Here is a 25,888-nt window from a genome sequence, read left to right as displayed (position 1 = left end):
GAATCGGACAATCGTGCCACGTGCGCGGGGCGCAGTTGTCCGCTGCGGGACCTTTTCCAGGCGGGGCCGCGCTAGAGGTCGTCGGCGCTCGGGCGACGCATCTGCTGGCGGATCATATCGAAGTCGTGGCGGGAGATCTCGATCAGGCCTCGCCGCAGCTGGTATCCCCAGTTGGGATCGCCGCGGGTGAGCTCCAACACCGACAGGAGCGGTCGAATCGACGTGGCCACGGCCTGCGGGTCGTAGTCCGCGCGGCGGCGCCACGGCTGGAATTCCGTTCCGGGGTCACCGATCGGGGCTACGGCGGCATCTGTAATGCGGGCGATGGCGGTGAATTCCCGCAGCACTTCACCCTCAAACGCGGTCTTCGGGGAGTAGTACACCAGCCCGTCGGACTCCCCCATGCCCGCGAGCGTCGTGCGCGCGGCCTGGCTCGCGTGGGCCATGCCCGTGTGAACGCCCCGCAGCACCTGCTCGCGCTGGGCGACCCCCAGCCAAAAACGAATTGCCACGTATCAGTTGTACAACATCGAAGCGGCACGCACACTGGTGAGCATGCGCGTACTACTCAAGAAGGTGCTCGATTGTGATCCGGATGCCGCCTGGCGCGCCATCCGCAGCCCCGCTGTTTTCCGAGAGGTCAGCTCGCCGCTTCTCGCGGTGGACTCCCTCGAACCCAACGGTTTCCCGACGATGTGGCAGCCCGGTGACCACCCGGCCAGCTTTCGCGCGCTCGGACTCGTTCCGATGGGCACGCAGGTGATTCGGCTCGCCGAGCAGAACGAACGGCCCGACGGCGTGCGTATCCTGCGGGACACCGGCCGCGGCGTCTCCGGCGCCCTCGCGGCCGTCACCCTGTGGGACCATCGCATGGCGATCGCTCCGGACCCGGCCGGCACCGGCAAGACGCTCTACCGCGACCAGCTCATTTTTCGCGCCGGCCTCGGCACCATTGCGTTGTGGCCGAGCTTCTGGGCGTTCTGGCAGGTACGGATGCTGCGCCTCGAGCAGCTCGCGCCCACGTGGCGCCACGACGTGGGCGTCGACGCGCCCGCCCCTGTGGACGGCGACAGGGAGCTCGAGCAGACGTGAGGTGCCGTGCGGGCCGCCCGGCGGCATCCCTGGCAATCGGATGGCAGCGGTGGCCGCGCCGACGGTAACCTATTGGCATGAGTTCTTCCCTCGGGGCATTGCAGATCGGTGACTGGCGTCGTCGCGTGTTCGGACTGTACGCGGGGGTGCGCCAGCTGAGCGTGCAGAGCCCGGAGGCCGGGCATGAGCTGTGGCGCTCCGGGCGGGACGAACTGTTTGCGGGGCATCCGTCGTCACCGCTGCTGCCCGACGATCGAGCCGCGTTCACGGGCCTGCCCATCGCCGCCTACGACCCGGACTGGCGCTTCGAAGTGGAGGTGCACCGGGCCGACCGCCCGCTGCGCATCACGGTGGACACGGGAACGGACGGCACCGTGCCCTTCGACCTGGTGGGAACCGTGCGACTGCCCTACCTCGGGTCGCTCGACGTGTGGCATCTCGGCAACTACGGCGGTGGGCTCTTTCTCCCGATCAAGGACGGCCTCGCCGGCAAGCCCGGCGGCACCTACGGCGGAGGCCGCTACCTGTTGGACACGGTCAAGGGCGCCGACCTCGGCCCGGGCGTCGACGACGACACGCTCATTCTCGACTTCAACTTCGCCTACAACCCCTCCTGCGCCTACGACCCGATGTGGGCCTGCCCGCTCGCGCAGCCGGGAAACACGATCGATGTTGCGGTGCCCGTCGGTGAGCTCTACAACGGTGCGGTCTACGCCGCTGCGGCCACGCGCGATTCCTGATCGGCTCCCGCGCGGGGCCTTCGTTCCTGTACGCGGTTCCCCTCTCAGCCGCGCAGGCGGACGATGGGCTAATGTTCGAGGTGACGACGGGGAAATCTATACCCCCGCGACCGGACAAACGACGGAGGTGACATGACGGTAAATCAGGCCACGCGCCCTGAATCCAGCCGTTTCCTGTCCCCTCTCGTCACGTTGATCGCCCTAGTCGCCTTGCTGTTCGGCGTGTTCGCGCTCCACTCGGAAGCGACCGGGCACGACATGCACATGGCTCCGGCATCGCACTCCGCCACGGCGAGCGCCGCCGTCGCTGCCTCGGCCGTCGCTGCCGTGGGCGTGGTCGCCCCCGTGGTTGCGTCGCTCTCCACCGGGTCGCACGGCGGAATGCTCGACTGCGCTCTGCTCGCGATGGCCTGCGTTCTGCTGCTCGTGCTGATCGCTCTCGTCGTTCTGACCCGGTTGCCCGCCACCTATCGGCGCCTTCTTGAGCCCGGCGGCCTGCTGGTGCGCATCGTCGCGCTTCCCGCGGCCCGGCCCAGCCTCACCGCTCTGTCCATCAGTCGCGTTTAGACCACGCTGTAGCCCTGTAGCCCTGCGGCCCTTCGTGGCCGCGTCGCTGTGCCGTACCCACGGCCGCTCGGTCTGAACCTTGACGATGAATGGATGCACAATGCTCAAATCACGTACGTTTTTTTATAGCGCCGTGGCCCTGGCCGCAGCGCTCGCCCTCAGCTCCTGCGCCGGCGGCGGCCCCGCCTCCGACTCCACGAGCCCCTCCGCCGAAGCTCCCTCCACGGCCTTCAATGTCGCTGATGTGACGTTTGCGCAGATGATGATCCCGCACCATGAGCAGGCTGTCGAGATGAGCGATGATCTGCTCGCAAAAGAGGGCATCGACGAACACATCGTCGACCTCGCCACTGCGATCAAGGCCGCTCAGGAGCCGGAAATCGCCCAGCTGAGCGACTGGTTGGTCCAGTGGCGCGCAGACGACAGCAGTATGTCGGACATGCCGGACATGGGCGACGGCTCCGACGGAATGATGTCCGACGACGACATGATGGCACTTCAGGACGCCGCCGGAACCGACGCCGGTCGGCTGTTTCTCCAGCAGATGACGGTGCACCATGAAGGCGCCGTCGCCATGGCGCAGCTCGAAATCGACAACGGCGAAAACGCCGATGCCCGAGCGCTGGCCGAGAACATCCTGACCACGCAGACGGCGGAAATCTCCGTCATGGCGAAGCTCCTCGCCACCCTGTAGCGGTTCGCCGGGGTGGCGCAGCGTCGACCCGTGAAGCGCCCCTGTCTGTGCGCCCGTCCTTATCCACATCCCCCCTCAAGGACTTTTTTTGATGCAGTTTTCACCATTTGCTCGTTTCCCTCGTGTTGCCCCGGTGGCCACACGTGGATAGTACCGGCCACGTTGCAACCGCACCGGCAGTGCCCGGCGCACCGCCAGCCATGTCTCGGCGAGACACCCGTGCGCTCGAAAACCGCGTGCGGTCGAGCCGATCCGCCCCGCGCCGGCCGAAGGCGGAGCGAACCGCGCGGACGCGGGTACCCCTACGCCAACGCGTCGGCACGGGCGGCGTCATGGCGATGATCACGCTCTTCACCGTGAGCGTTTCCCTTCCCGCTTTCGCTCTCGACCAACCTGCGTCACAGGCCTCGGCGACATCGTCGGGTCATTCCCCGGGCGAGCAAAGTCTCCGCTTTTCCAACACGGCGTCGGTGCCGATCCAACGTGACGGGTTCACTGTCACCGACATCCCCAAACCCGCGTCGTACACCGAGGTCGCCGGCAACGGTGAGTGGGCCAGCCTCAGTCAGAGCCAACTCACGGATCAGGGCTGGGCCCTGCCCGTGCTGGGCCACATCACCAGCCCCTTCGGCCCGCGACCGAACAAACCCGTCGGCGGCGTCGGCGATTACCACAGCGGAACCGACATCGCCGCTCCCTGCGGCCAACCCGTGTTCGCCGCAACCGGCGGGACGGTCATTAATTCCGGCTATCAGGGCTCGTACGGCAAATGGGTACTCATCGACCACGGGGATGGTGTCAAGACCGGTTACGCCCACAACGGCACGCTCCTCGTCGACGCCGGACAGACCGTCGCCGCCGGAGAGGTCATCGCCCTGGTGGGGAACACCGGTGCGTCAAGCGGATGCCACGTGCATTTCGAAACCCGCGTGGATGGAACGCAGATCAACCCGGAGCCGTTCATGAGTTCCCGAGGAGTGTCCCTTGACTGAGTCCACGAGGGTTGCTCGCGCCATTCGTACCGGGATCGCGACGATGGCCATCCTGGCGATGCTCGCCGTCGCGGCGCCGGCCACCGCGGAGGAATACCCGACCTGGGCCGAGGTAGAGAGTTCTCGGTCATCCGAAGCGGCAAAACAAGCACAGATCGAGGCAATAACCTCGCTGATCGACGGCCTCACGGCTGAAGTGGATGGTGCGCGCGCGGAGGCAACCAGGCGCGCGACCGAGTATGAGACGGCGCAGAGCGCCTTCGACGCGGCAAGCCTCCGGGCGACGACCCTTAGAGCTGAGGCGGATGAGGCCACGGCTCTGGCTGCTCTTTCTGCCGAACAGGCGGGACGTTTTGCCGCTCTCCTCGCCCGGTCCGGAACCAGGGACGTGTCGATGACCCTGTTCCTGGCACACAATGAGGCCGATGAGCTGCTGAACCAGTTGGGCTCCATGAGCAAGCTGACCGAGCGAATGAGCCTGATCTATGAAACGGCGACAGCCGACCGAAACTCCGCCACGGCCGCGACCGATCAGGCCACGGTGGCCCAGGAGGCACGGCGAGAACTGGCCGGCGCAGCCGAAACGGCGTTGGCGGACGCGGTGGAAGCCAGCGCCCGGGTAGAAACGGCACTCGCCAACCAACAGGAGATGGCCGGCACATTGCAGGCACAACTCACCGTGCTGACCGAGGATCGCGCGGCGACGGAGGCCGACTACGCCACGGGCGAAGAGGTACGCCGTGCTGCGGAGGCAGCCGCCGAGGCAGCGCGTGCAGCCGCGGCCCACGCACAGGCACAGGCCCGTGCACAGGCAGCAGCACAGGCAGCAGCAGCAGCCGCAGCCCGCCCGGGGCCGTCCATCGGCGGCAGCGCTCCCGTCAACCAGGGCTGGACGTTGCCGGTGTACGGCCGGATCACCTCCGTCTACGGCCCCCGGCTCAGCAAGCCCGTGGCCGGAGTCGGGGCATTTCACTCGGGCACCGACATTGCCGCCGGGTGTGGACAGGGCGTGTACGCCGCGTCCGGGGGAACCGTCGTCTACGCGGGCTGGCTGGGTTCGTACGGCAACTGGGTGCTGATCGACCACGGTGACGGCACGCAGACCGGGTACGCCCACAACAGTTCCGTGCTCGTCACCCGCGGGCAGCAGGTTTCGGCGGGAGCAACCGTCGCTCTCGTCGGGACAACGGGCGCGTCATCCGGCTGTCACGTGCACTTCGAGGCCCGCGTCAACGGTGCGCGTGTGAATCCGCAACCCTTCATGAGCTCACGAGGAGTCACTCTTGGCTAGATTCAGCCTGTCCCACCGCCCCGCCCGAACGCTGTCGGCGGCCCTGCTCAGCACTCTGGTCCTCACCGGCTGCTCCACGCCCGGATCGAGCCCGGATGCCACCTCCGCGGGGAACGCACCGGTCCCGCAGGCGTTCGAGCACGTGCACGGTCTCGGTGCCGATCCCCTCACCGGAAATACGTACGCGGCGACCCACCAGGGAGTGTGGCTCATCCCCACGGAACGTCTCCCCGATTCGTACCTCGACGGAACACCACGCAGTAGCACGGCCGTACCGACCCAAATCGCCGGCCGGGCGCAGGACACCATGGCGTTCACGGTGGCGGTTCCCGGGCACCTTCTGGCGTCCGGCCACCCCGCACCGGGTGAGCAGACCGACCTGCACCTGCCCAACCTGGGGCTTATTTCCAGCACAGACGGCGCCATGTCCTGGTCGGCCCTCTCCCTGGACGGGGAAACGGATTTTCATGATCTCGCAGCGGTACGCCTGGACGACACGCTGCGCGTTTACGGGTATGACGCCCGCGCGGGGAGCCTCCTGGTGAGCGATGATTCCGGCACCACGTGGTCGACCGGAGCCACGCTGCCGCTACGCGATCTGACGGTCGATCCGTCACAACCTGATCGGGTCTTCGCGACAACAGCCCAGGGGCTCGCCCGGAGCGTGGATGCCGGTCGCAGCTTTGAACTCGTGGCCGGCGCTCCCGTGCTCCTTCTGGTTGAGGCCGTCGGCGCCTCCGCCGGCGGAGGCGTGGTCGGAATCGACGGCGAAGGAACACTCTGGCGTCAGGAGGCCTCCGCCGACACATGGACCCAGATGGGGACAACCACGGGACCTCCGGATGCCTTCACCGTCGTCGGCGGCTCCTCACCCTGGATCCTTGTCGCAGCCGGCGGCGGCATTGCTGCGAGCGACGACTACGGCCGCACCTGGACGGAGCTACTGTGAGAACATCACTCCCGTCATACCCCCCTGGGTATGATGTGGTCAGGTCGGGCGCAACGTGCGACCGGATGGCTGAACACCCGAACGAACGGAGAATCTGATGATGTGGGGCACAGCAAATATGGGATGGTCGTGGGGATTCGCACTGCTGGTGATCGCGGGCCTGGCCCTGATCGTCTATGTGGTCGTTCGTTTGCTCTCCAACACGACGGGCGATGCCGGCCGGCCGCCGACACCGGGGCCGCCCGCACCGACGCGCGCCCGGCTGATTCTCGATGAACGCTTCGCCCGGGGGGAACTCACCGCTGAGCAGTATCGCGATCAGCTGCGCACACTCGGCGAAGAGCAATAATGCGACCGATCACTCGGCGCAACGCCCTACTGCTGGGCGGGGCGGGGATTGCGGGCGTCGCCGTCGGAGGAACCGGACTGCTGGCGAATCAGGGAGGGTCGTCCCTCACACCGTCGGAAGTCGACGCCGGCGGCGAGTTCATTGAACCCACTGAGCTGCGAAGCGCCGGCGGCGCTCTCGCCGTCGCTCTCGAGTCTGCCTCCGGGCAGGTAACCATAGCGGGGCGAAGCGTACGGGCACTGGGCTACAACGGCGGCACGCCAGGACCCACACTGCGCGTTCGAGCGGGCGACACCCTCAGCGTGAGCCTCCACAACGGTCTGACAGACCCGAGCAATCTGCACGTGCACGGCCTGCACGTCTCCCCCGAAGACAACAGCGACAATATGTTCGTCACCGTTCAGGCCGGAGACTCTTTCGATTACCGGTACGAGCTGCCGGCGAACCACCCGCCGGGCGTGTATTGGTATCACCCGCACCAGCACGGCTTCGTCACCGACCAGGTGTTCGGAGGTCTCTTCGGTGCCATCATCGTCGAAGACGAAGAACCGATCCCCGCGACCCGGGAGCGCCTGCTTGTGGTCTCTGACATGACCATCGGCTCGGCAGGCTCGATCCCCGGCGCAACATTCATGCAGAAGATGTCCGGCCGCGAGGGAGAAATCGTGCTGGTCAACGGACAGCTCAACCCGGCACTGACGGCGCGCCCCGGCGAACGGGAGCGCTGGCGCATCGTCAACGCCTGCGTGTCTCGGTACCTGCGACTGCGCCTGGACGGGCAGCGGATGACCCTCCTCGGAATCGATTCCGGACGCTTCACCTCCGCCCGCGACGTCGATGAGATCGTGTTGGCACCGGGCAACCGGGCCGATCTCCTCGTGACCGGGGCCGCCGGAACCTCCGTCCTGCGCACCCTCCACTACGACCGCGGAGCGTCCGGCGGAATGATGGGCGGAGATTCCGCCCCGAACGCCGATGACAGTCCCCTGGCCACCCTCACCGTGGCGGGTGAGACGGCCGAGGAACCGGGGGACCTCCCCCGCCAACCCGTTCCGCGCGATCTGCGAACCGCGACCGTGACCGCGCGGCGGGAGCTGGTGTTCGCCATGGGCATGGGCGCCATGGGCGGTGGCATGATGTCACCCACGATCAACGGCCGCGCCTTCGACCCCTCCCGAGTCGACGAAACCGTTCAGTTCGGCAGCGTCGAGGAATGGCTGCTCACGAACACCAGCACGCTCGACCATCCGCTGCACCTGCACGTGTGGCCCATGCAGATTGTCGAGCAGGGTGGCCGCGCCGTCGACGCTACGATGTGGCAAGATGTGGTCAACATCCCGGCACGCAGCACCACCCGAGTGCGTATCGCCTTCGACGACTTCGGCGGGCGAACCGTTTACCACTGCCACATTCTCGATCATGAGGATGCCGGAATGATGGGCATCATTCAGGCGCGCTGAACCCACCCGAACACCCGGACGCGACCGAAAAAATCGTCCGGAAATCGGGTCAAGATACCCCCATAGGGTATATATTGGGTGTCATGACTACCCCGCACACTCATCCGGAACCGTCGGCCGTGTCCAATGCACAAGCGGCCGGACCGTCATCTCGGCCCGACCACGCGGAGATGACGCCTGCGTCAATGGACCACTCGGGCCATGGCGGCCACGCAGATCACGTCGGCCAGTTCCGGCGACTCTTCTGGACCATGTTGGTCATCGCCGTTCCCGTGGTCGGCTTCAGTTCGATGTTCGCCATGCTCGTGGGATACCCCCTGCCCTCCAGCGGATGGGTGACCTGGATTTCCCCGCTCCTGGGCACCGTGATGTACGTCTGGGGTGGCCGACCATTCCTCACCGGCGCGGTCTCCGAGCTGAAAAGCCGCAAACCCGGGATGATGCTCCTGATCGCACTCGCGATCACCGTGGCCTTCGTCGCGTCCTGGGGGGCCAGCGTGGGCTTCATCGATCGCGAGCTGGACTTCTGGTGGGAGCTCGCCCTTCTCATCGTCATCATGCTCCTGGGCCACTGGATCGAGATGCGCTCCCTGGCACAGACGTCCACTGCCTTGGAGTCTTTGGCCGCACTACTGCCCGACGAAGCAGAACGCGTCGACGGCGACGTCGTGGTACTCGTCTCCCCGACCGACCTCGTGCTGGGCGATGTCATCGTCGTGCGCCCGGGTGGACGAGTGCCGGCGGACGGCCTCGTCACCGAAGGCACCGCCGATGTTGACGAGTCGATGATCACCGGTGAATCACGCCCCGTCTCCCGGGCACCGGGCGACCACGTCGTCGCGGGCACGGTCGCGACCGATTCGGCGCTGCGCGTGCGAGTCACCGCCGTCGGCGATGACACGGCGCTGGCCGGCATTCAACGCCTGGTCGCCGAGGCGCAGGGATCATCATCGAAGGCGCAGCGCATCGCCGACAAGGCCGCCGGCTGGTTGTTCTGGTTCGCGCTCGGCGCCGGTGTGCTCACCGCCATCACGTGGACGCTGCTCGGGCAACCTCAGGATGCCGTCATCCGCACGATCACCGTTCTGGTGATCGCCTGCCCTCACGCGCTCGGCCTCGCGATCCCCCTCGTGGTGTCCATCGCAACGGAACGCGCGGCGAAGGGCGGAGTGCTGATCAAGGATCGCCTGGCCCTCGAAAGCATGCGCACCGTCAACTCCGTTCTCTTCGACAAGACCGGAACCCTCACCAGGGGCGAGCCGACCGTGTCGCACCTCACTGTCGTCGACGGTTACACCGAAGATGACCTCCTCGCGTGGGCGGCCTCCGCGGAAGCCGACAGCGAGCATCCTCTCGCCCGCGCCATCGTGACCGCCGCCCAGGGCAGAACGGTGACCGTCCCCCGCGCGACCGACTTCCGCACCTCCGCCGCCGTCGGCGTCTCCGGCACGGTGGCGGGCCACGAGATCAGCGTCGGCGGTCCGAGCATGATCGAGAGCCACGGCGCCCGCCCGCTCGGTGTCACGGAGGAGTGGAAGACGCAGGGCGCCATCATTCTGCACGTGTTGCGGGACGGTGCCGTCGTCGGCGCCATCGGCCTGGCCGACGAGATCCGGGATGAGTCCCGGCAAGCGGTCGACGCCCTGCATGCCCTGGGAATCCAGGTGGTCATGATCACCGGCGACGCTGAAGCGGTGGCACAGTCCGTGGCCGCTGAGCTCGGCATCGACCGCGTCTTCGCCGGGGTTCACCCCGAAGACAAGGCCAGAAAAGTGGCCGAACTGCAGGGTGAGGGGCGAAAGGTCGCCATGGTCGGTGACGGCGTCAACGACGCACCCGCGCTCGCCCAGGCGGATGTCGGTATCGCCATTGGCGCCGGCACGGATGTGGCCATCGCGTCGGCCGGCGTCATCCTCGCCAGCGACGATCCGCGTTCGGTGCTGTCGGTCATCGAGCTGTCCCGGGCCAGCTACGCGAAAATGAAGCAGAACCTCTGGTGGGCAGCCGGGTACAACCTGATCTCCGTCCCCCTCGCTGCCGGCGTCCTCGCCCCCATCGGCTTCATCCTGCCCATGGAAATCGGAGCGCTCCTCATGTCGGCGTCGACCGTTGTGGTCGCCGTCAACGCGCAGCTGTTGCGACGCCTGGATCTGCGTCCGGATTCCGCGGTGGCGGGCCGCTGAGCGGCGCGCCATCGGGAGCGTGGGGCGCACGTTGTGATTCGTGGGGTAGAGTAGGGGTACTTGCGAGTGCGTAGTTGCGCTCGCTGCGTCGTAGAACGCCCTCTTCTCATCGCGGCAGCCCCCGGGCCGGCCCGATTTCGGAATGAAACATTCTTACGGCGAACGGATGTGCCCTTCGGCACCTTCGCCATGTGAATCCTCCTGGTTCCGGCAGCCGCATGCGCGGCCTCGGTTCGGGCGAGGAGCCTGATGCCCGAAAGGCACCACTCTTGACTGAAGTTAAATTTAGCGCGCTCGGCGTGCCCACCCCCCTCGTAAACGTGCTCTCCTCACAGGGAATCGACAACGCGTTCCCCATCCAGGTTGACACCCTGCCCGACACCCTCAAGGGCCGCGACGTTCTCGGACGCGGAAAGACCGGCTCGGGCAAGACTCTCGCCTTCTCCATCCCCATGGTGTCCCGCCTCGGCGGCACGCTGGCCGGCGGCAAGCGCCGCCCGGGTCGCCCGCTCGGCCTGATCCTTGCGCCCACCCGCGAACTCGCCACGCAGATCACCAACGCGATCACCCCGTTCGCCGAGGCCTACGGCCTCAACACGACCACCATCTTCGGTGGCGTGTCGCAGAACCGTCAGGTGTCCGCCCTCAAGTCGGGCGTCGACATCGTCGTGGCCTGCCCGGGCCGTCTCGAAGACCTCATGAAGCAGGGCTTCGTCAACCTCGACTCCGTCGAGATCACCGTGCTCGACGAGGCCGACCACATGGCCGACCTGGGCTTCCTGCCCGTCGTCACTCGCATCCTCGACAAGACGCCGTCCAACGGACAGCGCATGCTCTTCTCCGCCACGCTCGACAACGGCGTGGACAAGATCGTGCGCCGCTTCCTGCACGACCCGGTGACGCACTCGGTCGACGAGGCGAACAGCCACGTCTCCGCCATGACCCACCACGTGTTCGAGGTCACCGGCGTCGATGCCAAGAAGGACCTCGTCCAGAAGCTGGCCTCGGGCAGCGGACGCCGCATCCTCTTCATGCGCACGAAGCACCAGGCCAAAAAGCTTGCCAAGAACCTCACCGACTCCGGAATTCCCGCCGTCGACCTGCACGGCAACCTCTCGCAGGTCGCCCGTGACCGCAACCTCGCCGCCTTCAGCGCCGGCACCGTCAAGGTGCTCGTCGCAACGGACGTCGCGGCTCGCGGTGTGCACGTTGACGACATCGAGCTCGTGATTCACGTTGACCCGCCCGCCGAGCACAAGGCGTACCTGCACCGCTCGGGCCGCACCGCCCGAGCCGGCAGCGCCGGCGACGTGGTGACCGTGGTTCTGCCCGAGCAGAAGCGCGACACCGACTCCCTGCTGCGCAAGGCCGCCATCAAGGTGACCCCGCAGCGCGTCGACTCCTCCTCCCCCGCCGTGGACGCCCTCATTGGTGATGTTGCCGCCTACGTGAAGCCGCTTCCTCGTGTTGAGCCGCAGCAGCAGCAGCAGCGCCAGTCGCAGGGTGGCCGCTCGCAGGGCGCCAACGCCCAGCGCAAGCGCGTCAACCGTGACGAGCAGGGCGCCGGCCGCGGTGGCCGCGACGGCGGACGCGATTCCGCCCACCGTGAGGCTCGTGGCGGACGTTCGAACAGCAGCGACGCGGCTTCGGCCGGCGGCGCACGTCGCGGCGGCGGCCGTCCGGCCACATCCGGACGCAGCCAGAACGCCCCGGCAGGCACTGCGGCGGGCCGCTCCGGCGGACCCCGCGTCGGCAGCCTCCAGGTCGGCGGGCTCGTTCGCGGGTCCGGCTCCGGCGGAGCGGGCCGCTCGGCTCCGCGCCGCTCGCAGGGCTGAGGCATCCGCTTCAATTAGCTGCTAAAAACGGGCCGGTCTCTCGCGAGGCCGGCCCGTTTTGCATGCCCGCGGCAAAAGCCGGTGTACAAATGCAGGTACAGTCGCTACATGAACTCCACTGTTGTCGTTCGGCCCGTTGAAGAAGCAGATGCCGACAGCCTCGGCCGCGTACACGCGACCTGCTGGCACGAGACCTATGATCACCTGCTGAGCGCGGCTGCCCTGTCTCAGCTGCGGCCAGAGCGCTTCGCCGCCCTGTGGCGCCGGTTCACCGCACAAGGACCGGACTACCGCCAATTCGTCGCCGTTGTGGACGGGGACATCGTCGGATTTGCCTGCAGCGGTCCGTCTCGCGACGCGACGTCGCCGGTGGACAATGAGCTCTACAACATGTACCTGTTGCAGGCCTCTCACGGCTCCGGTCTGGGCCAGAAACTCTTCGACGCCGTCGTGGATCCCGGTGAATCGATGCTGTGGGTGGCCGCCGACAATCCTCGCGCCCATTCTTTTTACGCCCGGAACGGCTATCGCCCCGACGGCCTCGAACGCAATGAAGAGGTGCTCGGCGAGCAGCTGCACGAGGTTCGGCTGGTTCGCTAGGCCCAACGGCGGCGGCGCGAACTAGGCTGAACGGATGCCTACCGCACCCACCATCCCGGTCATCCTCGACGTTGACACCGGCGTTGACGACGCCCTCGCCATTCTGTTCGCCGTCGCCCACCGCGGCATCGATGTGCTGGGCATCAGCTGCGTCGCCGGAAACGCCTCCCTGGAGCGTGTTGTGGAGAACACGCTGCGCATTCTGGACGTGGCCGGCGCTCCGGACATTCCCGTGGCGGCCGGGGCCCGTCGCCCGCTGCTCGAACCGGCGCGTTCCGCCTCGCACGTGCACGGCGAGGGCGGACTCGGCACATTGCGGCTGCCGCCGAGCGACCGCACCGCGGTGCCCGGCAGCTCAATCGAGCTCATGCGCTTACTGATCGAGGCCAGCCCGCGGCCGGTCACCCTCGTGGCACTCGCCCCGCAGACCAACCTGGCTCTGATGCTGCGCCAGTACCCCGACCTCGCCGACAACATTGAGCGCATCGTGTTCATGGGCGGCTCGGCGACCGTAGGCAACGCCACCGCGGTGGCCGAATTCAACGTCTGGCACGACCCGGAAGCGGCCGCGATCGTGCTCGACTCCGGCATTCCCACGTTCATGTACGGGCTCGACGTGTTCAACCAGGTGGGGATTGCCGAGCCGACGGCATCCGCTCTCGTGGACGGCGATTCCCTGCTCGGCCAGGTCGTGGGCGCACTGCTGACGAACCGCATCATGCTCGGCGCCGACCGGGCGAGCGAATACTCGGGACTGATCGGTGACGCCGGCGCCGTGTGCGCCCTCGTGGACCCGGGCGCGCTGCGCACCGAGCTGCGACCGGTGAGCGTGCAGCTGGCCGGCTACGGCCGCGGCCAGACCCTGGTCGACCTGCGCCTGCACCCGGGCGAAGACATCGTGCACGGCCTGCACGAGGAGTGGGCGGCCGTTGAGGTGGCCCTCGACGTGGATGCGCCCCGCTACGAGCGCCTGTTCCTCGACACGCTCGGCCTCAGCTAACGCAGCAACCCGCCTCGCTCGATGGGACGTTCGGCGTCGGTTGAATCGCGCGCTGAGGGCTTACGGCCCTGTTTGTCGATCGCGAGCAGCGATAGCCTTTCAAGAAAATGGAGGTTTGACCATGTACGGATGGGGCGGCGACAGCTGGGGAATGACCGGCTGGATCATAATGGCAGTGTTGATGGTCTTGTTCTGGGGCGGCGTGATCACCGTCATCATCGTGGTTCTGCTGCGGCGCCCGCACTCCGATCAAGGAACGAGCGCGGTGCGCCCCACGCACCATCAGGCGGAGGTGATTCTGCACGAGCGTTTCGCCCGCGGAGAGATCGATGAAACCGAGTACCTCACCCGTCGCACCGCTCTTCGCCGACCGGAATGACGACCGTTCGAAAGTGGTCGACCGGGGTGTGGGTGATCGTGGGGACTCTGGCCACGGTGTTGCTCGCCGGGTTGTCCCTCGTGACGGTCGGCCTCCTGGGCGGCGGGTTCACCGCCGGCGGGCCCGGATCGCGGTCCGGGGACTGCGCGGCGCCGAACCTCTCGGGAACGGTCGTGAACGTCACCACGACGGACATGGGCGGGCCCATGATGGGCGGAGGCCACGGTCCATGGTCCGGTGCCTCCATGCGATTGCGCGCCGACCGGGCCACTGTTGAACACGGGACGGTGTCGTTCCTCGTGACGAACAGGGGAAACATCAGTCACGAAATGGTTGTTCTGCCCCTTCCCGACTCTCACATTGTGGGCACACGAGCAATCGCCGGCGACCAACAGATCGACGAAGCGGGCAACCTGGGCGAGGCATCCAACACCTGCGGTGACGGCGGGGGCGAGGGAATCCTGCCCGGAACCTCAGGCTGGATGACCGTCACCCTGAAGCCGGGACAGTATGAGTTGGTCTGTAACCTCCCCGGCCACTACGCCGCCGGAATGTACACACAACTCACCGTCACCTGACCGGGCACCTGAAGAACGGATGCGCCGGTGCCGGCCGGCCCGGCGCATCCGTTTTGTCGGTGATTGGCTAGCGCAGCAGACCGACGGAGGCCATGGCGTTGCGCAGAAGCGCTCCGCGACCGCCCTCCATCTCGGCCGAGACGGCTGGGGACACGGCCTCCTCGGGGCTCATCCAGGTGATTTCGAGGGCGTCCTGGCGGGGGTCGCAGGTGCCGGTGACGGGAACGACGTAGGCCAGCGACACGGCGTGCTGCCGATCGTCGGTGAAGGCGGAGATGCCCGGCAGCGGGAAGTACTCGGCGACGGTGAAGGGTACCGGGCTGACCGGAAGCTGCGGGAAAGCCATCGGGCCGAGGTCTTTCTCCAGGTGCCGGAACAGCGCATCGCGCAGCGTCTCGCCGTACAGCACCCGACCCGACACGAGGGTGCGGGTCATCTCGCCGGTGGGCCGGGCGCGCAGCAGCACGCCCACCTCCACGACCTGGCCGAGGCCGTCGACTCGCACCGGCACGGCCTCGATGTAGAGAATGGGCAGGCGGCGCCGAATCTCGGCAAGCTCCACATCTTTCAGCCATGCGGGGTTGCTGCTCGGAACTGCGGAATCGCCCTTGGGCATCCAGTCCGGGTCGGGGTCAGGTGTGCGCACGCTCATGGACTCATTCTTGCGCACCGGCGACCCGATTGCGCACGGACGGCGGTCAGCGACGCGTGCTGCGCATCGCGCGGGTGAGCGCCACCGGCTCGCCGTCGGGGGCGACGCCCGAGGCGAAGGCGGCGTACTCGCGCGTTCCCACCGCGTACAGCGCCACGTGCCCGGTGGCGTCGGCATGGATGCCCCAGCCGTATTGTTTGCCGAGGTCGCTGGATCTGAGGCAGGCGCGACCCACACCGAAGTACTCCGCGCGGGCACCCGGCCGATCGGCATCCGCGATCTTCGCCCGGTCGGCGTACACCGAGAAGATCACGTCGGCCGAGGTGTATTCATACGGCGATTCCGCGATCATCCGCCACATACGCGCGACGACGCTGTCGGATCTTGCCCCGCCCGGCGGGATCATCCCGCACGTTGCGGTGGAATCGGGGGCCACGGCAATGAAAGTATTGAAGTAATCAACGCCGCTCATGCGTCGATAGTAAATCGGGAGGCCCCATTGGACAACCACAACGTCGTGCCAATCGACACCGACGCCGTACTCTGGTCTGCCGCCGGGGCCGATCGCGTCGGCAGACCGCTGCTGCTCATCCTGCACGGCTACGGCTCACACGAGGGCGACCTGTTCTCCCTCGCCCCGCACTTGCCGCTGGAGCCCGTGATCGCCGCGCTGCGGGCACCGATCCCGGTCGGTGACGGGTGGTCGTGGTTTCCGATCACCGACCCGAACGTGGACGCGGACGTCGTGGAGTCGGCCGTGGACGATGCGGCCACCGCCGTGCTGGCGTGGCTCGACAATCTGGCGGAGCCACCGGCATCCGTGGGGCTGCTCGGATTTTCGCAGGGCGGAGCGATGGCTCTGCAGTTGATGCGCCGCGCCCCCGACCGATTCGCCTTCGCCGTACAGCTGTCCGGCTTCGTGTCTCCCGGGGCGAGCACGGGCGACGAGCGGCTCGCCGAGCGTCGCCCGCCGGTGTTCTGGGGGCGCGGAACGGCCGACCCGGTCATTCCGCGCGTGGCCGTGGATCGCACGCAGGCCTGGCTGCCCGCTCACAGCACACTCACGGAACGCATCTACGAGGGAATGGGGCATTCCGTGTCGCAGGCCGAGCTCGCCGACATCGTGTCGTTCCTGCGCGACCGCTACTGACCCCGGTCCCGTCTCGGTCCCGTCCCTACTTCAGGAGATCCGCCGCCACAGGCATCCGGTCCCCCGCAAACACGCGGCAGAACCGGATGCCGTGGCCGAATCTCCTGAACTAGCCACACACCGGCGCGGCAACGCGCACCACGCAGGCCCGCGGAGGCAGGGCAGCAGAGGCCCGGCAGGCCCGGCGAACGCTAGTTGGTTCGGGTTTCTTTCGCGAGCTCCTGAGCGGCCTTGCGCTCGATGTGCGCCTTCTTCGCGGCACGCTCGGCGTCGCGGTCTTTCACGGCGATCTGGTCGGCACGAACACCGGCCTGGGTGGAACGCTCGAGTACGAGCCATGCCGGCGGCTGCTGCAGCAGGGCACTGATCTCGGCGGTGGTCATCGGTTCGGTCGCGCCGCTGCGGGCGAGCCCGGAGATCGACACGCCGAGCTTGGCGGCGACGACCTGCTTGGGGTGGGGGCCGTTGGCGCGCAGCTCAACGAGCCATTCGGGCGGGTTCTCCATCAGCGCGGCGAGCTCGGTGCGGGTCACGAGCGCGGTCTGGAATTCAGCGGGTGCCGCGTCGAGCAGAATCCCGAGTTTCTGGGCCGCCGTGGCAGGCTTCATGGTCTGGGGTTTCTTTACGGACGTCATCCCCTAAGCGTATAGCCTGAGAGCACCCCCTTTGGGGCTTTTCCGTGCTGCAGAAGAGGATGCCTTGAGCTTTTCCATTGCCTTCGTCGCCGGTGTGACTCCCACGAAGTGGACTCGCATCTGGGCCGAGCGTCGCCCCGAGGTTCCGCTCGAGGTTTTTCGTACCGAAACCAGCGAGCAGGTGAGCGTGCTTCTCGACGGTCGCGCCGAGGTCAGCCTGGTGCGTCTGCCCATCGATGACGCCCAGTTGAGTGTCATCGGTCTCTACAACGAGGTGCCCGTCGTCGTCGCCGCAAAAGGCCACGAGATAGCGGATGCCGACCTCGTCGCGCTCACGGACCTCGCCGACGAGCACCTGCTGCAAGACCCCGACGATGTCCCGGCCTGGCGTGACGTGGCGACCGAGGTGCGGGACGGCATCCGCCGTGCGCTTCCCGTTATGACAGACATGGACGAGGTGATGGAGCAGGTCGCGGCCGGGGTGGGCATCATCATCGTGCCGCACTCCATCGCGCGCCTATACGGTCGCAAAGACGTGATCTCTCGCCCGGTCGACGGGGTTCCGGAGACCCAGATTGCGCTCGCGTGGGTCACCGCAGACACGAACGACGACATTGAAGAGTTCATCGGCATTGTGCGCGGACGCTCGAGTGCCAGCTCCCGCGCCCCGGCCTCCGCGGGCGAGGCGCCCGAGCCAGGCGCACGCCCCCCGCGCAAACCCAAGAAGACCGACAAGGCCAAGGCCGCGGCCAAGGCCCTGCGCGTAGCCGCGGCGCAGGCCAAGCCCGCCGCGAAGAAGAAGAGTGACTCCTCCCCGGGGCGCACTCGGCCCACCCGCAACCCGAAGAACGGCAAACGCCGCAATTAGCCGTTACGTGCTGTGCAGCACCGAGAGGATGTTGCCGGCCGGGTCGGTGAACCAGGCGATCTCCGGGTTTCCGCCACGTTGAATGCCCTTGGCGTCCTGCTCGGAGAACTGGTCATAGCGCAGAAATTCGACGCCGCGCTCGATGAGTTCGTCGACGGTGACGTCGATGTCGGCGACGACGAAGTTGAGAATGGTGAAATTCGCGGGCTCGTGGTCGGGCTTGGGGTAGATGATCACCTCGGCACCACCGGGCAACACCAGGCGCAGCAGACCCATCTCACCTTCTGTGCGCACCTCCAGGCCGAGCGTTTCGGCGTAGAACGCTGCGGCGGCCGAGATGTCGTTCACGGCGAACCCGCCGAACGCGTGCTGGATACCGAAGGTTGTCATGTCAGGCTCCTTGCTTTCGGTGTGGTGGACGGAAAAGCTAGCGCGAACTGATCGATGCGAACTTGCGGATGCACAGCGGCACGAACACGACCAGCATCACCGTGATGCCGGTGAGCGACGTGAGAAACGGATGCTGCATCGTCCAGACGTCGGGCACCGGGGCGGTACCGAGGTTGCCGAACAGCTGCCGCACGGCCTGCACGAGCGAAGACACCGGGTTCCACTCGGCGAACACACGCAACGGCGTCGGCAGGGTCTCGCTCGGTACGAACGCGTTCGAGATGAACGTCAGCGGAAAGAGAACGAGGAACGAGGCGTTGTTGATCACCTCGGGGCTGCGAACGCTCATCCCGAGCAGCGCCATCACCCAACTGAACGCGTAGCCGAAGAGCAACAAGAGGCCAACACCGGCCAGGAACTCGAGCGGGGTGGAGTTCACTCGCCAGCCCACCGCGAGCCCGGTGAGCATCATTATGACCATCGAGATGGTGTTGAGCGCAAGGTCGCCGTTGGTGCGGCCCACGAGCACCGCCGACGGCGTCATCGGCAGACTGCGGAACCGGTCGATGATGCCTTCCTTCAGATCGAGTGCCATGGCGGCGCCCGAGAACGTAGCTCCGAAGACCACCGTCTGCGCGAAGATTCCGGCCATCAAAAACTGTACGTAGTCTGTGCCCTGCACCGCGATCGCGCCGGCGTACACCTGGCTGAACAGCAGCACAAACATGATCGGCTGGATCACGGCGAAGACGAGCATGTCAGGCGAGCGCTTGATTTTGATCAGGTTGCGCTTCGTCACCGTCCACCCGTCGGAGTACCACTCCGTGAGCGGGTTCCAGCTCGCTTCGGTCACCGTGCTCATGCGGCCTTCCCCGCCTTCGTCTTGGCCGACGCCTGGGCGTCCGGGTCTTCGTCCTGGCTGAGATCCGCCTTGTGTCCGGTGAGCTTGAGAAACACGTCGTCGAGGGTGGGCCGACGCATTCCGGCGTCGTGCAGCTCAATGCCCGCCGCCCCGAGCTCCGCGAGCACGTTTTGCAGGGCCTGCGGGCCGTCGTTCACGGCCACGTCCACGCCGCGCCCGTCCGTCGACACCGTCGCCTCCCCCACGCCGTGACGCATCAGGATGCCCCGTGCCGCGCCACTGTCGCCGCCGTCGACGAGTGCGACCTCCAGCCGGTGTCCGCCGATCTGCGCCTTGAGCTGGTCGGACGTTCCCTCGGCGATCACCTTGCCGTCGTCGATCACGACGATGTCGTCGGCGAGCTGGTCGGCTTCCTCCAGGTATTGGGTCGTCAGCAGCACTGTCGTGCCGTCAGCGACGAGCTTCTTGATCACGGCCCACAACGCGATCCGGCTGCGTGGGTCAAGACCCGTCGTCGGTTCGTCGAGAAAGAGCACCTTCGGTTTGATCACGAGCGCTCCGGCGAGGTCGATGCGACGCCGCATGCCTCCGGAAAATCCCTTGACCGGTCGGTTCCCCGCCGCGGTCAGCTCGAAGAGGTCGATGAGTTCCTGCGCTCGGCGCCGTGCCGCCGCACCGCCGAGGTGGTACAGCCGTCCGACCATTTCGAGGTTTTCGAAACCGGTCAGGTTCTCGTCGACGGCCGCGTACTGGCCGGACACGCCGATGATGCGCCGCACGGCCTTGGGGTTCGCCACGACGTCGATTCCGTCGAGGAAGGCGGTGCCGACATCCGGTCGAATCAGGGTGGTGAGCATCTTCACGACGGTGGTCTTACCGGCACCGTTCGGGCCGAGCAGGGCCTTGACGGTACCGCGCGGCACCGAGAGGTCGAGCCCGGCGAGCGCGTGCACCGGTCCGCTCTTCGACTTGTAGGTTTTGGTCAGGCCGGTGGCCTCAATGATCACGGTGCGGATTCCTTTGGCTGCTGGTGCACGGGAGGATTAAATGCTAGTCAACGGGCATAGCCTTGACAACCGGTTTGCGGGTGGTGACGGCATCGGCGGCCGCCCACAGCGCCGCGAAATGGTGAATGGGACCGTTGCCGCGCCCCACCTGCAGGGCGTCGGCGTGCCGCAGGCTGTCGGTGACCCAGTGCTTCGCGGCCGCGAGCGAGCGTTCCCAGTCGCCGAGCAGCACCTGTTGGGTGGCGATTGCGCTCGAGAGGGAGCAGCCGGTGCCGTGCGTGTTGCTCGTTGCCACGCGCTCCGCCGCCAGCTGCACGACGGTTCGGCCGCCCGAGAACGAGCCGGCGGCGTCGACGAGGGCGTCGGGTGAGGCGTCACCGCCGAGATGTCCGCCCTTCACGAGCACGATCACCCGGTGCGCGGCCGATACCGTGAGAGCCTGGGTGAGGGCATCGGCCCAGGTAGCCGCCTCGCGCGCCTCGGCGAGAACGGCCAGCTCTGGAAGGTTCGGGGTCACGATGTGGGCACGGGAGAGCAGGTCGCGCAGGGCCGCTTCGGCTGGTTCGTCGAGCAGGCGGTCGCCGCTCGTGGCGACCATCACCGGGTCGAGCACCACGATCGGCGGTCGGGTACGACGCAGCCAGCCGCCGACCTCGTCGATCACGGCGACGGTGGAGAGCATGCCGATCTTCACGGCGTCGATCACGACGTCGTCGCTCACCGCGTCGAGCTGCTCACGCAGAAACGACACCGGTGGTACGTGCACCGCGCGCACCCCCCGCGTGTTCTGGGCCACAAGCGCCGTGACCACGGCCATGCCGTAGCCGCCGTTGGCCGAGACGCTCTTGAGATCGGCCTGGATGCCGGCCCCGCCCGTCGGGTCGGTGCCCGCGATGCTCAGCACCCGTGGAATCACCCGGGCGCCCGCCGTGACGGAACTCGTTACGTCCGCGGTGGGCGGACCGTGCTGCAATGGCGGGCTCATGCGGCGCCCGCCCAGGCCTCGACGAAGGCGCGGGTGGTCTCTGCGGGGTCGGCGGCGGCGCAGATTGCCGACACCACGGCCATGCCCGCCGCCCCGGCGGCCCGCAGATCGGCGGTGTCCGCCAGGCCGACGCCGCCGATCGCCACGCACGGCAGCGTGGTCGTGGTCGCGAGGCGTTTGAATCCGGCGACGCCGAGCGGTTGCGGGTGGTCCTTCTGCGTGAGGGTGGGACGAATGACGCCCATCCCGAGGTAGTCCACGGTTCCCGGCGCCAGCGCGTGCACGTCGTCCAGATGGGCCGGCCGATTGGCGGTGAGGCCGAGAACGGCGCCCGGGCCGATCAGTGAGCGCACCAGGTGGGCCGGCAGGTCGGATTGCCCCACGTGCACGCCGTCGACCACGGCACCGGCCGCTCGGGCGGCCAGGTACACGTCGACCCGGTCGTCGATCACCAGGGTGCAGCGGCCCGCGGTGATCCGCGACGCGGCCAACAGCAGCGCGTACAGTTCCCGCGTGGACGCGGTCTTGTCGCGGAGCTGCACGATCGACACTCCCCCGGCCACGGCCGCCTCGATCACGCCGAGCACGCCGCGCGCCCCGCTCAGGCCCGGGTCGGTGACCAGATACGTCGACAGGGCCAGGGGTGCCCGTGGCCCGCTCATGCGATCACCGCCCGTTCGCGCACGTCGTCGACCGTGACCGCGGCGAGCGCGTCGAGGAACGCCACGGCGAAGGTTCCCGGTCCGCGCGCCGCGAGCGCGGCCTGTTCGGCGGCGATCGTGTACACCACGCAGGCCGCCACGGTCGCCGACAGTCGATCGGGGCCGAGGGACGCGAACGCCGCGATGACCGCTCCCAGGGCGCAGCCGCCACCGGTGATGCGGGTCAGGAGCGGCGTGCCGTTGGTGATCCGCACATCCGTGTGGCCGTCGGTCACGAGGTCGACGGCGCCCGAAATCGCCACGATCGCCCCGAAGTCACGCGCGAGGGCATGCCCGGCGGCGAGCGCGGCCTCGGCGGCGTCGGTGGAGTCGACGCCGCGTCCGCCGGTGCCGGTCCCGGCGAGCGCGAGGATCTCGGAGGGGTTTCCGCGGATGATCGTCGGTCGGAGCGCTGCGAGGTCGTGGGCGAGGGCAGTGCGCACCGGCAGCGCCCCGATGGCCACCGGGTCGAGCACCCACGGCGTACCCGACGCGGATGCCGCCCGGGCCGCCTCGAGCATCGCCACACGCTGCTCAGCATGCGGGGTGCCCAGGTTGATCAGCAGCCCGGATGCGATCGGAGCGAACAGCTCCGCCTCGCCGGGGATATCCACCATGGCGGGTGAGGCGCCGACGGCGAGCAACGCATTGGCCGTGAAATTGGTGACCACGGCGTTGGTGATGCACTGCACGAGCGGAGCTGTGCGGCGCAGATCGGTGAGTAGCCCGGCCGTGGCCAGGGCGTGGTCGTTCTCCAAGCGAGAGTTCACTCGCGACATCCCTTCGCTAGTTCTGACTAGATCAGGTTCAACGGGTGTGTTCTCAGCAGTCTCAGGCGACGGCACCCCGTGTCACGCGCCCCAGCCTACCGGGGTGTTGCGCGAGGTGACACCCCGGGGCGCTCGGTGATCACGGGCGGTCGAGGGCGGGGCGTTTCGGGTCGAAGCGCCAGCCGGGAATCAGGTACTGCATCGCCGCCGCATCATCCCGGGCACCGAGACCGCGACTGAGATAGAGCTCGTGCGCCGCCTGGAGACGCTCCTCGTTGATGGTGACACCCAGTCCTGGCGTCGTTGGCACCGCGATCTGCCCATTGCGAATCTGCAGGGGCTGCTCCGTGAGGTGCTGCCCGTCCTGCCAGATCCAGTGCGTATCGATCGCCGTCGGGGTTCCGGGTGCCGCCGCGGCCACATGGGTGAACATCGCCAGTGACACGTCGAAGTGGTTGTTCGAATGCGACCCCCACTGCAGCCCCCAGTCGTCGCAGAGCTGAGCGACGCGCACCGAACCGCTCATCGTCCAAAAATGTGGATCGGCCAGGGGAATATCGACGGCGTTCGAACGGATGGTGTGTCCCAATTCCCGCCAGTCCGTCGCGATCATGTTCGTCGCGGTCGCCAGCCCGGTGGCGCGCTTGAACTCGGCCATGATCTCCCTGCCGGAGTAGACGCCTTCGGCCCCGACCGGGTCTTCCGCATACGCCAGAACGTCGCGCAGCGACCGCCCGACCGCGACGGCCTGTTCCAGCAGCCAACCGCCGTTCGGGTCGAGAGTCACCCGGGCCTCGGGAAACCGGGCGGCGAGCGCGGTGACGGCCTCGGCCTCCTCCCACGCGGGGAGCACACCCCCCTTGAGCTTGAAGTCCTTGAACCCGTAGCGGGCATAGGCGGCCTCCGCGAGGCGCACGATGCCTTCCGGGTCGAGCGCGGCCTCGTGCCGCACCCGTGCCCAGTCGTCCGCGCCGGCCTCGGCCGGCAGGTACGGCAGGTCGGTTTGCTGCGAATCGCCGACGAAGAACAGGTATCCGAGCGTGTCGACGAAGTGCCTCTGCTGCCCGTCCCCGAGCAGCGCGGCCACCGGAACACCGAGGTGCTGCCCCATGAGGTCGAGATGGGCGGCTTCGAGCGCCGTGACGACGTGGATGGTTGTGCGCAGGTCGAACGTCTGCCCGCCGCGGCCGCGGGCGTCACGATCGGCGAAGCGTGACCGCACGGCCCGGAGGGTGTTGAGGTAGCTGCCGAGTGCTGCCCCCACGACAAGCTCCCGGGTGTCGTTGAGCGTCTGCCGAATGGCTTCGCCGCCCGGAACCTCGCCCACGCCGGTGTTGCCGTTGCTGTCGGTGAGCAGCACGATGTTGCGTGTGAAGAAAGGGGCGTGCGCACCACTGAGGTTGAGCAGCATGCTGTCGCGGCCGGCGACGGGCACGACCCGCATCGTTTCGATGATCGGAGCGGCACTCATGAGCGTGTCATTCCCGGCCCAGGTGGCCGTCGACCTCGCGCCAGATATCCCGCGGGTTGGCGTCGGCGAGTTCGTCCGGCAACAGGGCTGCCGGCACATTCTGGTAGCTCACCGGGCGCAGGAACCGGTCGATGGCCAGGGTCCCGACCGAGGTGCTCTGCGCGTTCGAGGTGGCCGGGAAGGGGCCACCGTGCACCATCGCGTGCACGACCTCGACCCCGGTGGGCCATCCGTTGAACAAGACCCGGCCCGCTCGGAGTTCTGCCGCGTCGAGCAGCGGCCCGGTTCCCGGCTCGGCACCATCGGAGTGCACGGTGACGGTGAGTTGTCCTTCGAGCCGGTCGAGGATCTCGCTCATCTGCTCCACATCGCGCACGGTCACGACCAGGCTCGCCGGACCGAAGACTTCGGCCTGCAGCGCGGGGTCGGCCGTGAAGGTAGCGGAATCGGTCGCGAAGATCTGCGGGACCCCGCACACGGAAATGTCGTCATCGGGCCGGCCACTGGCCACATTTCGCACGCCGTCGTGCGCGCTGAAGACCGCGGCACCGCGCGTGAAGGCGCCCTGGATGCCGGCACTGAGCATGGGTGTACCGCTCGACTCCGCAACGGCGGCCGCGGCGGCCGCGATGAAGTCCTGGGCGTGCGGGCCCTCGGGCACGAAGACGAGTCCGGGGCTGGTGCACAGCTGGCCGGTGCCGGTACTGAGGGAGGCGACCCATGCCCGGCCGAGGCCGGCGGCGTTGCCGGCAAGAGCACCGGGCAGCACGAAGACGGGGTTGATACTGCTCATCTCGGCATAGACCGGGATAGGCTCGGCACGGTTGGCCGCCGCTTCCACGAGGGCCAGGCCCCCGCTCCGCGAGCCGGTGAAGCCCACGGCCTTGATCCGCGGATGCGTCACCAGGGCAATGCCCACCGTGGCCCCGCCGCCGAACAGCAGCGCGAAAACACCCGGATGCAAACCGTGGGTCGCGACGGCGTCGGCGATGGCCCGGCCCACGAGCTCGGAGGTTCCCGGGTGGGCGCTGTGCGCCTTGACGATGACCGGGGAACCGGCGGCCAGCGCCGAAGCGGTGTCACCGCCGGCCACGGAGAAGGCCAGCGGAAAATTGCTCGCGCCGAAGACGGCGACCGGGCCCACGGAGATTCTGCGCAGGCGGATGTCCGGGCGCGGCAGCGGCGCCCGATCAGGCTGCGCGGCATCGAGACGCGCACCGTGGAAGTTTCCCTCGCGAAGCACCGCCGCGAACAGCCGCAGCTGCCCGACGGTGCGGGCCGTCTCGCCGACGACTCGGGCGCGAGGCAGGCCGGTTTCGGCGATGACCTGGTCGGTGAGCGTGGAGCCGAGGGCGGCGATATTGTCGGCAGCCGTCTCCAGGAACGCGGCGCGCGTCTCGGGGCTGGTCTTGCGGTAACTCGCGAAGGCGTCCCAGGCAAGTTCGGCGGCACGGTCCACGTCAGCGACACCGACCAGCCCATAGCTGGGCGTGAGGGTGCTGCCGGTGACCGGGTTCACGCCGGCGATGGTCCCCTGTGTTCCAGATACGGCCTTCCCACCGACGATGGAGGCGCCGGTGAGGTGCTCGGCGGCGTCGGTCATGGCGAGGGTGTCCGGCTGGGTGGTGGGCGCTGTCATGAAGCACTCCTTCGGGATCGTGGTGAGGCTGCAGGTCTCCAGCCTAGGA

At 67.7% G+C, this 25,888-nt stretch carries 29 protein-coding genes and 1 riboswitch; of the genes, 17 read left to right on the top strand and 12 right to left on the bottom strand.

The window, feature by feature from the left end:
• Window positions 1-71: 71 nt before the first annotated feature.
• Entirely contained in the window at window positions 72-512 is a 441-nt protein-coding gene (locus AC1MB9_RS00510) for an EVE domain-containing protein (RefSeq protein WP_479963113.1), read from the bottom strand.
• A gap of 43 nt (window positions 513-555) precedes the next feature.
• Between AC1MB9_RS00510 and AC1MB9_RS00505 the strand changes: the two genes are divergently transcribed.
• The 15 genes from AC1MB9_RS00505 to AC1MB9_RS00435 all read left to right on the top strand — a co-directional run bounded on the left by AC1MB9_RS00505 (window position 556) and on the right by AC1MB9_RS00435 (window position 14,709).
• Window positions 556-1,092 (top strand): hypothetical protein, encoded by a 537-nt coding sequence (locus AC1MB9_RS00505; RefSeq protein ID WP_479963112.1) that lies wholly within the window; start codon window positions 556-558, stop codon window positions 1,090-1,092.
• A 77-nt stretch (window positions 1,093-1,169) separates the two neighbouring features.
• Window positions 1,170-1,832, top strand: a complete 663-nt coding sequence (locus AC1MB9_RS00500; protein ID WP_479963111.1) for a DUF1684 domain-containing protein — start codon at window positions 1,170-1,172, stop codon at window positions 1,830-1,832.
• 132 nt (window positions 1,833-1,964) lie between these two features.
• Window positions 1,965-2,399, top strand: a complete 435-nt coding sequence (locus tag AC1MB9_RS00495) for a hypothetical protein (protein WP_479963110.1) — start codon at window positions 1,965-1,967, stop codon at window positions 2,397-2,399.
• Window positions 2,400-2,499: 100 nt separating this feature from the next.
• On the top strand, window positions 2,500-3,093 hold the full coding sequence (locus tag AC1MB9_RS00490; protein WP_479963109.1) for a DUF305 domain-containing protein: 594 nt from the start codon (window positions 2,500-2,502) through the stop codon (window positions 3,091-3,093).
• 332 nt (window positions 3,094-3,425) lie between these two features.
• A complete protein-coding gene (locus AC1MB9_RS00485) occupies window positions 3,426-4,085 on the top strand; it encodes a M23 family metallopeptidase (protein WP_479963108.1) in 660 nt (219 codons plus the stop codon).
• Window positions 4,078-5,376, top strand: coding sequence for a peptidoglycan DD-metalloendopeptidase family protein (locus AC1MB9_RS00480; RefSeq protein WP_479963107.1), 1,299 nt, complete (start codon window positions 4,078-4,080; stop codon window positions 5,374-5,376). The genes AC1MB9_RS00485 and AC1MB9_RS00480 overlap by 8 nt, the downstream gene beginning before the upstream one ends.
• On the top strand, window positions 5,369-6,325 hold the full coding sequence (locus AC1MB9_RS00475; RefSeq protein WP_479963106.1) for a F510_1955 family glycosylhydrolase: 957 nt from the start codon (window positions 5,369-5,371) through the stop codon (window positions 6,323-6,325). Before AC1MB9_RS00480 ends, AC1MB9_RS00475 begins: the two co-directional genes overlap by 8 nt.
• 97 nt (window positions 6,326-6,422) lie before the next feature.
• Window positions 6,423-6,674 carry an SHOCT domain-containing protein gene (locus AC1MB9_RS00470; RefSeq protein ID WP_479963105.1) on the top strand — a complete coding sequence of 84 codons (252 nt, stop codon included), beginning with the start codon at window positions 6,423-6,425 and terminating at the stop codon, window positions 6,672-6,674.
• Window positions 6,674-8,134 (top strand): multicopper oxidase family protein, encoded by a 1,461-nt coding sequence (locus AC1MB9_RS00465; protein WP_479963104.1) that lies wholly within the window; start codon window positions 6,674-6,676, stop codon window positions 8,132-8,134. The genes AC1MB9_RS00470 and AC1MB9_RS00465 overlap by 1 nt, the downstream gene beginning before the upstream one ends.
• An 83-nt stretch (window positions 8,135-8,217) precedes the next feature.
• Window positions 8,218-10,317: a heavy metal translocating P-type ATPase gene (locus AC1MB9_RS00460; protein WP_479963103.1), complete on the top strand. Its 2,100-nt coding sequence runs from the start codon at window positions 8,218-8,220 to the stop codon at window positions 10,315-10,317.
• Between the two features lie 269 nt (window positions 10,318-10,586).
• Entirely contained in the window at window positions 10,587-12,152 is a 1,566-nt protein-coding gene (locus AC1MB9_RS00455; protein WP_479963102.1) for a DEAD/DEAH box helicase, read from the top strand.
• A gap of 108 nt (window positions 12,153-12,260) precedes the next feature.
• Window positions 12,261-12,752, top strand: coding sequence for an N-acetyltransferase family protein (locus tag AC1MB9_RS00450; protein ID WP_479963101.1), 492 nt, complete (start codon window positions 12,261-12,263; stop codon window positions 12,750-12,752).
• A gap of 34 nt (window positions 12,753-12,786) precedes the next feature.
• Window positions 12,787-13,752 (top strand): nucleoside hydrolase, encoded by a 966-nt coding sequence (locus AC1MB9_RS00445; protein WP_479963100.1) that lies wholly within the window; start codon window positions 12,787-12,789, stop codon window positions 13,750-13,752.
• A 121-nt stretch (window positions 13,753-13,873) separates the two neighbouring features.
• A complete protein-coding gene (locus AC1MB9_RS00440; RefSeq protein WP_479964552.1) occupies window positions 13,874-14,131 on the top strand; it encodes an SHOCT domain-containing protein in 258 nt (85 codons plus the stop codon).
• Complete coding sequence (locus AC1MB9_RS00435; RefSeq protein ID WP_479963099.1) at window positions 14,128-14,709, top strand: sulfocyanin-like copper-binding protein; 582 nt, start codon at window positions 14,128-14,130, stop codon at window positions 14,707-14,709. The genes AC1MB9_RS00440 and AC1MB9_RS00435 overlap by 4 nt, the downstream gene beginning before the upstream one ends.
• Window positions 14,710-14,776: 67 nt before the next feature.
• Here AC1MB9_RS00435 and AC1MB9_RS00430 read toward each other — a convergent pair whose 3' ends face one another.
• Both AC1MB9_RS00430 and AC1MB9_RS00425 read right to left on the bottom strand, forming a co-directional pair.
• The gene (locus AC1MB9_RS00430) at window positions 14,777-15,361 is read right to left on the bottom strand and encodes an NUDIX hydrolase family protein (protein WP_479963098.1); all 585 of its coding nucleotides are present in this window, start codon (window positions 15,359-15,361) and stop codon (window positions 14,777-14,779) included.
• Between the two features lie 46 nt (window positions 15,362-15,407).
• A complete protein-coding gene (locus tag AC1MB9_RS00425) occupies window positions 15,408-15,833 on the bottom strand; it encodes a DUF6157 family protein (RefSeq protein WP_479963097.1) in 426 nt (141 codons plus the stop codon).
• 45 nt (window positions 15,834-15,878) lie between these two features.
• On the opposite strand from AC1MB9_RS00425, the gene AC1MB9_RS00420 reads away from it, so the two are divergent.
• Window positions 15,879-16,511 carry an alpha/beta hydrolase gene (locus AC1MB9_RS00420; RefSeq protein ID WP_479963096.1) on the top strand — a complete coding sequence of 211 codons (633 nt, stop codon included), beginning with the start codon at window positions 15,879-15,881 and terminating at the stop codon, window positions 16,509-16,511.
• 191 nt (window positions 16,512-16,702) lie between these two features.
• Here the strand turns inward: AC1MB9_RS00420 and AC1MB9_RS00415 are convergent, their stop codons facing one another.
• Complete coding sequence (locus AC1MB9_RS00415) at window positions 16,703-17,146, bottom strand: DUF5997 family protein (RefSeq protein WP_479963095.1); 444 nt, start codon at window positions 17,144-17,146, stop codon at window positions 16,703-16,705.
• A 64-nt stretch (window positions 17,147-17,210) separates the two neighbouring features.
• Here AC1MB9_RS00415 and AC1MB9_RS00410 point away from each other — a divergent pair, with 64 nt between their 5' ends.
• Window positions 17,211-18,014 (top strand): LysR family substrate-binding domain-containing protein, encoded by an 804-nt coding sequence (locus AC1MB9_RS00410; RefSeq protein WP_479963094.1) that lies wholly within the window; start codon window positions 17,211-17,213, stop codon window positions 18,012-18,014.
• A gap of 3 nt (window positions 18,015-18,017) precedes the next feature.
• On the opposite strand, the gene AC1MB9_RS00405 is transcribed toward AC1MB9_RS00410, so the two are convergent.
• The 8 genes from AC1MB9_RS00405 to AC1MB9_RS00370 all read right to left on the bottom strand — a co-directional run bounded on the left by AC1MB9_RS00405 (window position 18,018) and on the right by AC1MB9_RS00370 (window position 25,839).
• Entirely contained in the window at window positions 18,018-18,404 is a 387-nt protein-coding gene (locus AC1MB9_RS00405) for a VOC family protein (RefSeq protein WP_479963093.1), read from the bottom strand.
• 37 nt (window positions 18,405-18,441) lie between these two features.
• Window positions 18,442-19,266, bottom strand: a complete 825-nt coding sequence (locus AC1MB9_RS00400) for an ABC transporter permease (RefSeq protein WP_479963092.1) — start codon at window positions 19,264-19,266, stop codon at window positions 18,442-18,444.
• Window positions 19,263-20,273, bottom strand: coding sequence for an ATP-binding cassette domain-containing protein (locus tag AC1MB9_RS00395; RefSeq protein WP_479963091.1), 1,011 nt, complete (start codon window positions 20,271-20,273; stop codon window positions 19,263-19,265). The genes AC1MB9_RS00400 and AC1MB9_RS00395 overlap by 4 nt, the downstream gene beginning before the upstream one ends.
• A gap of 43 nt (window positions 20,274-20,316) precedes the next feature.
• A complete protein-coding gene (gene thiD, locus AC1MB9_RS00390; protein ID WP_479963090.1) occupies window positions 20,317-21,258 on the bottom strand; it encodes a bifunctional hydroxymethylpyrimidine kinase/phosphomethylpyrimidine kinase in 942 nt (313 codons plus the stop codon).
• Window positions 21,255-21,920 (bottom strand): thiamine phosphate synthase, encoded by a 666-nt coding sequence (gene thiE / locus AC1MB9_RS00385; protein ID WP_479963089.1) that lies wholly within the window; start codon window positions 21,918-21,920, stop codon window positions 21,255-21,257. Before thiE ends, thiD begins: the two co-directional genes overlap by 4 nt.
• Window positions 21,917-22,729 (bottom strand): hydroxyethylthiazole kinase, encoded by an 813-nt coding sequence (gene thiM, locus AC1MB9_RS00380; protein ID WP_479963088.1) that lies wholly within the window; start codon window positions 22,727-22,729, stop codon window positions 21,917-21,919. Before thiM ends, thiE begins: the two co-directional genes overlap by 4 nt.
• A riboswitch (TPP riboswitch) is annotated at window positions 22,721-22,818 on the bottom strand. Its footprint overlaps the gene before it by 9 nt.
• Window positions 22,819-22,868: 50 nt before the next feature.
• Window positions 22,869-24,200, bottom strand: a complete 1,332-nt coding sequence (locus AC1MB9_RS00375; protein WP_479963087.1) for an enolase C-terminal domain-like protein — start codon at window positions 24,198-24,200, stop codon at window positions 22,869-22,871.
• A 7-nt stretch (window positions 24,201-24,207) separates the two neighbouring features.
• Entirely contained in the window at window positions 24,208-25,839 is a 1,632-nt protein-coding gene (locus AC1MB9_RS00370; RefSeq protein WP_479963086.1) for an aldehyde dehydrogenase (NADP(+)), read from the bottom strand.
• Between the last annotated feature and the right edge of the window lie 49 nt (window positions 25,840-25,888).

It is taken from the genome of Cryobacterium sp. AP27, assembly GCF_056680495.1.
The sequence above is the reverse complement of the archived record's forward strand: the minus strand, read 5'-3'. Positions and strand labels throughout refer to the sequence as shown.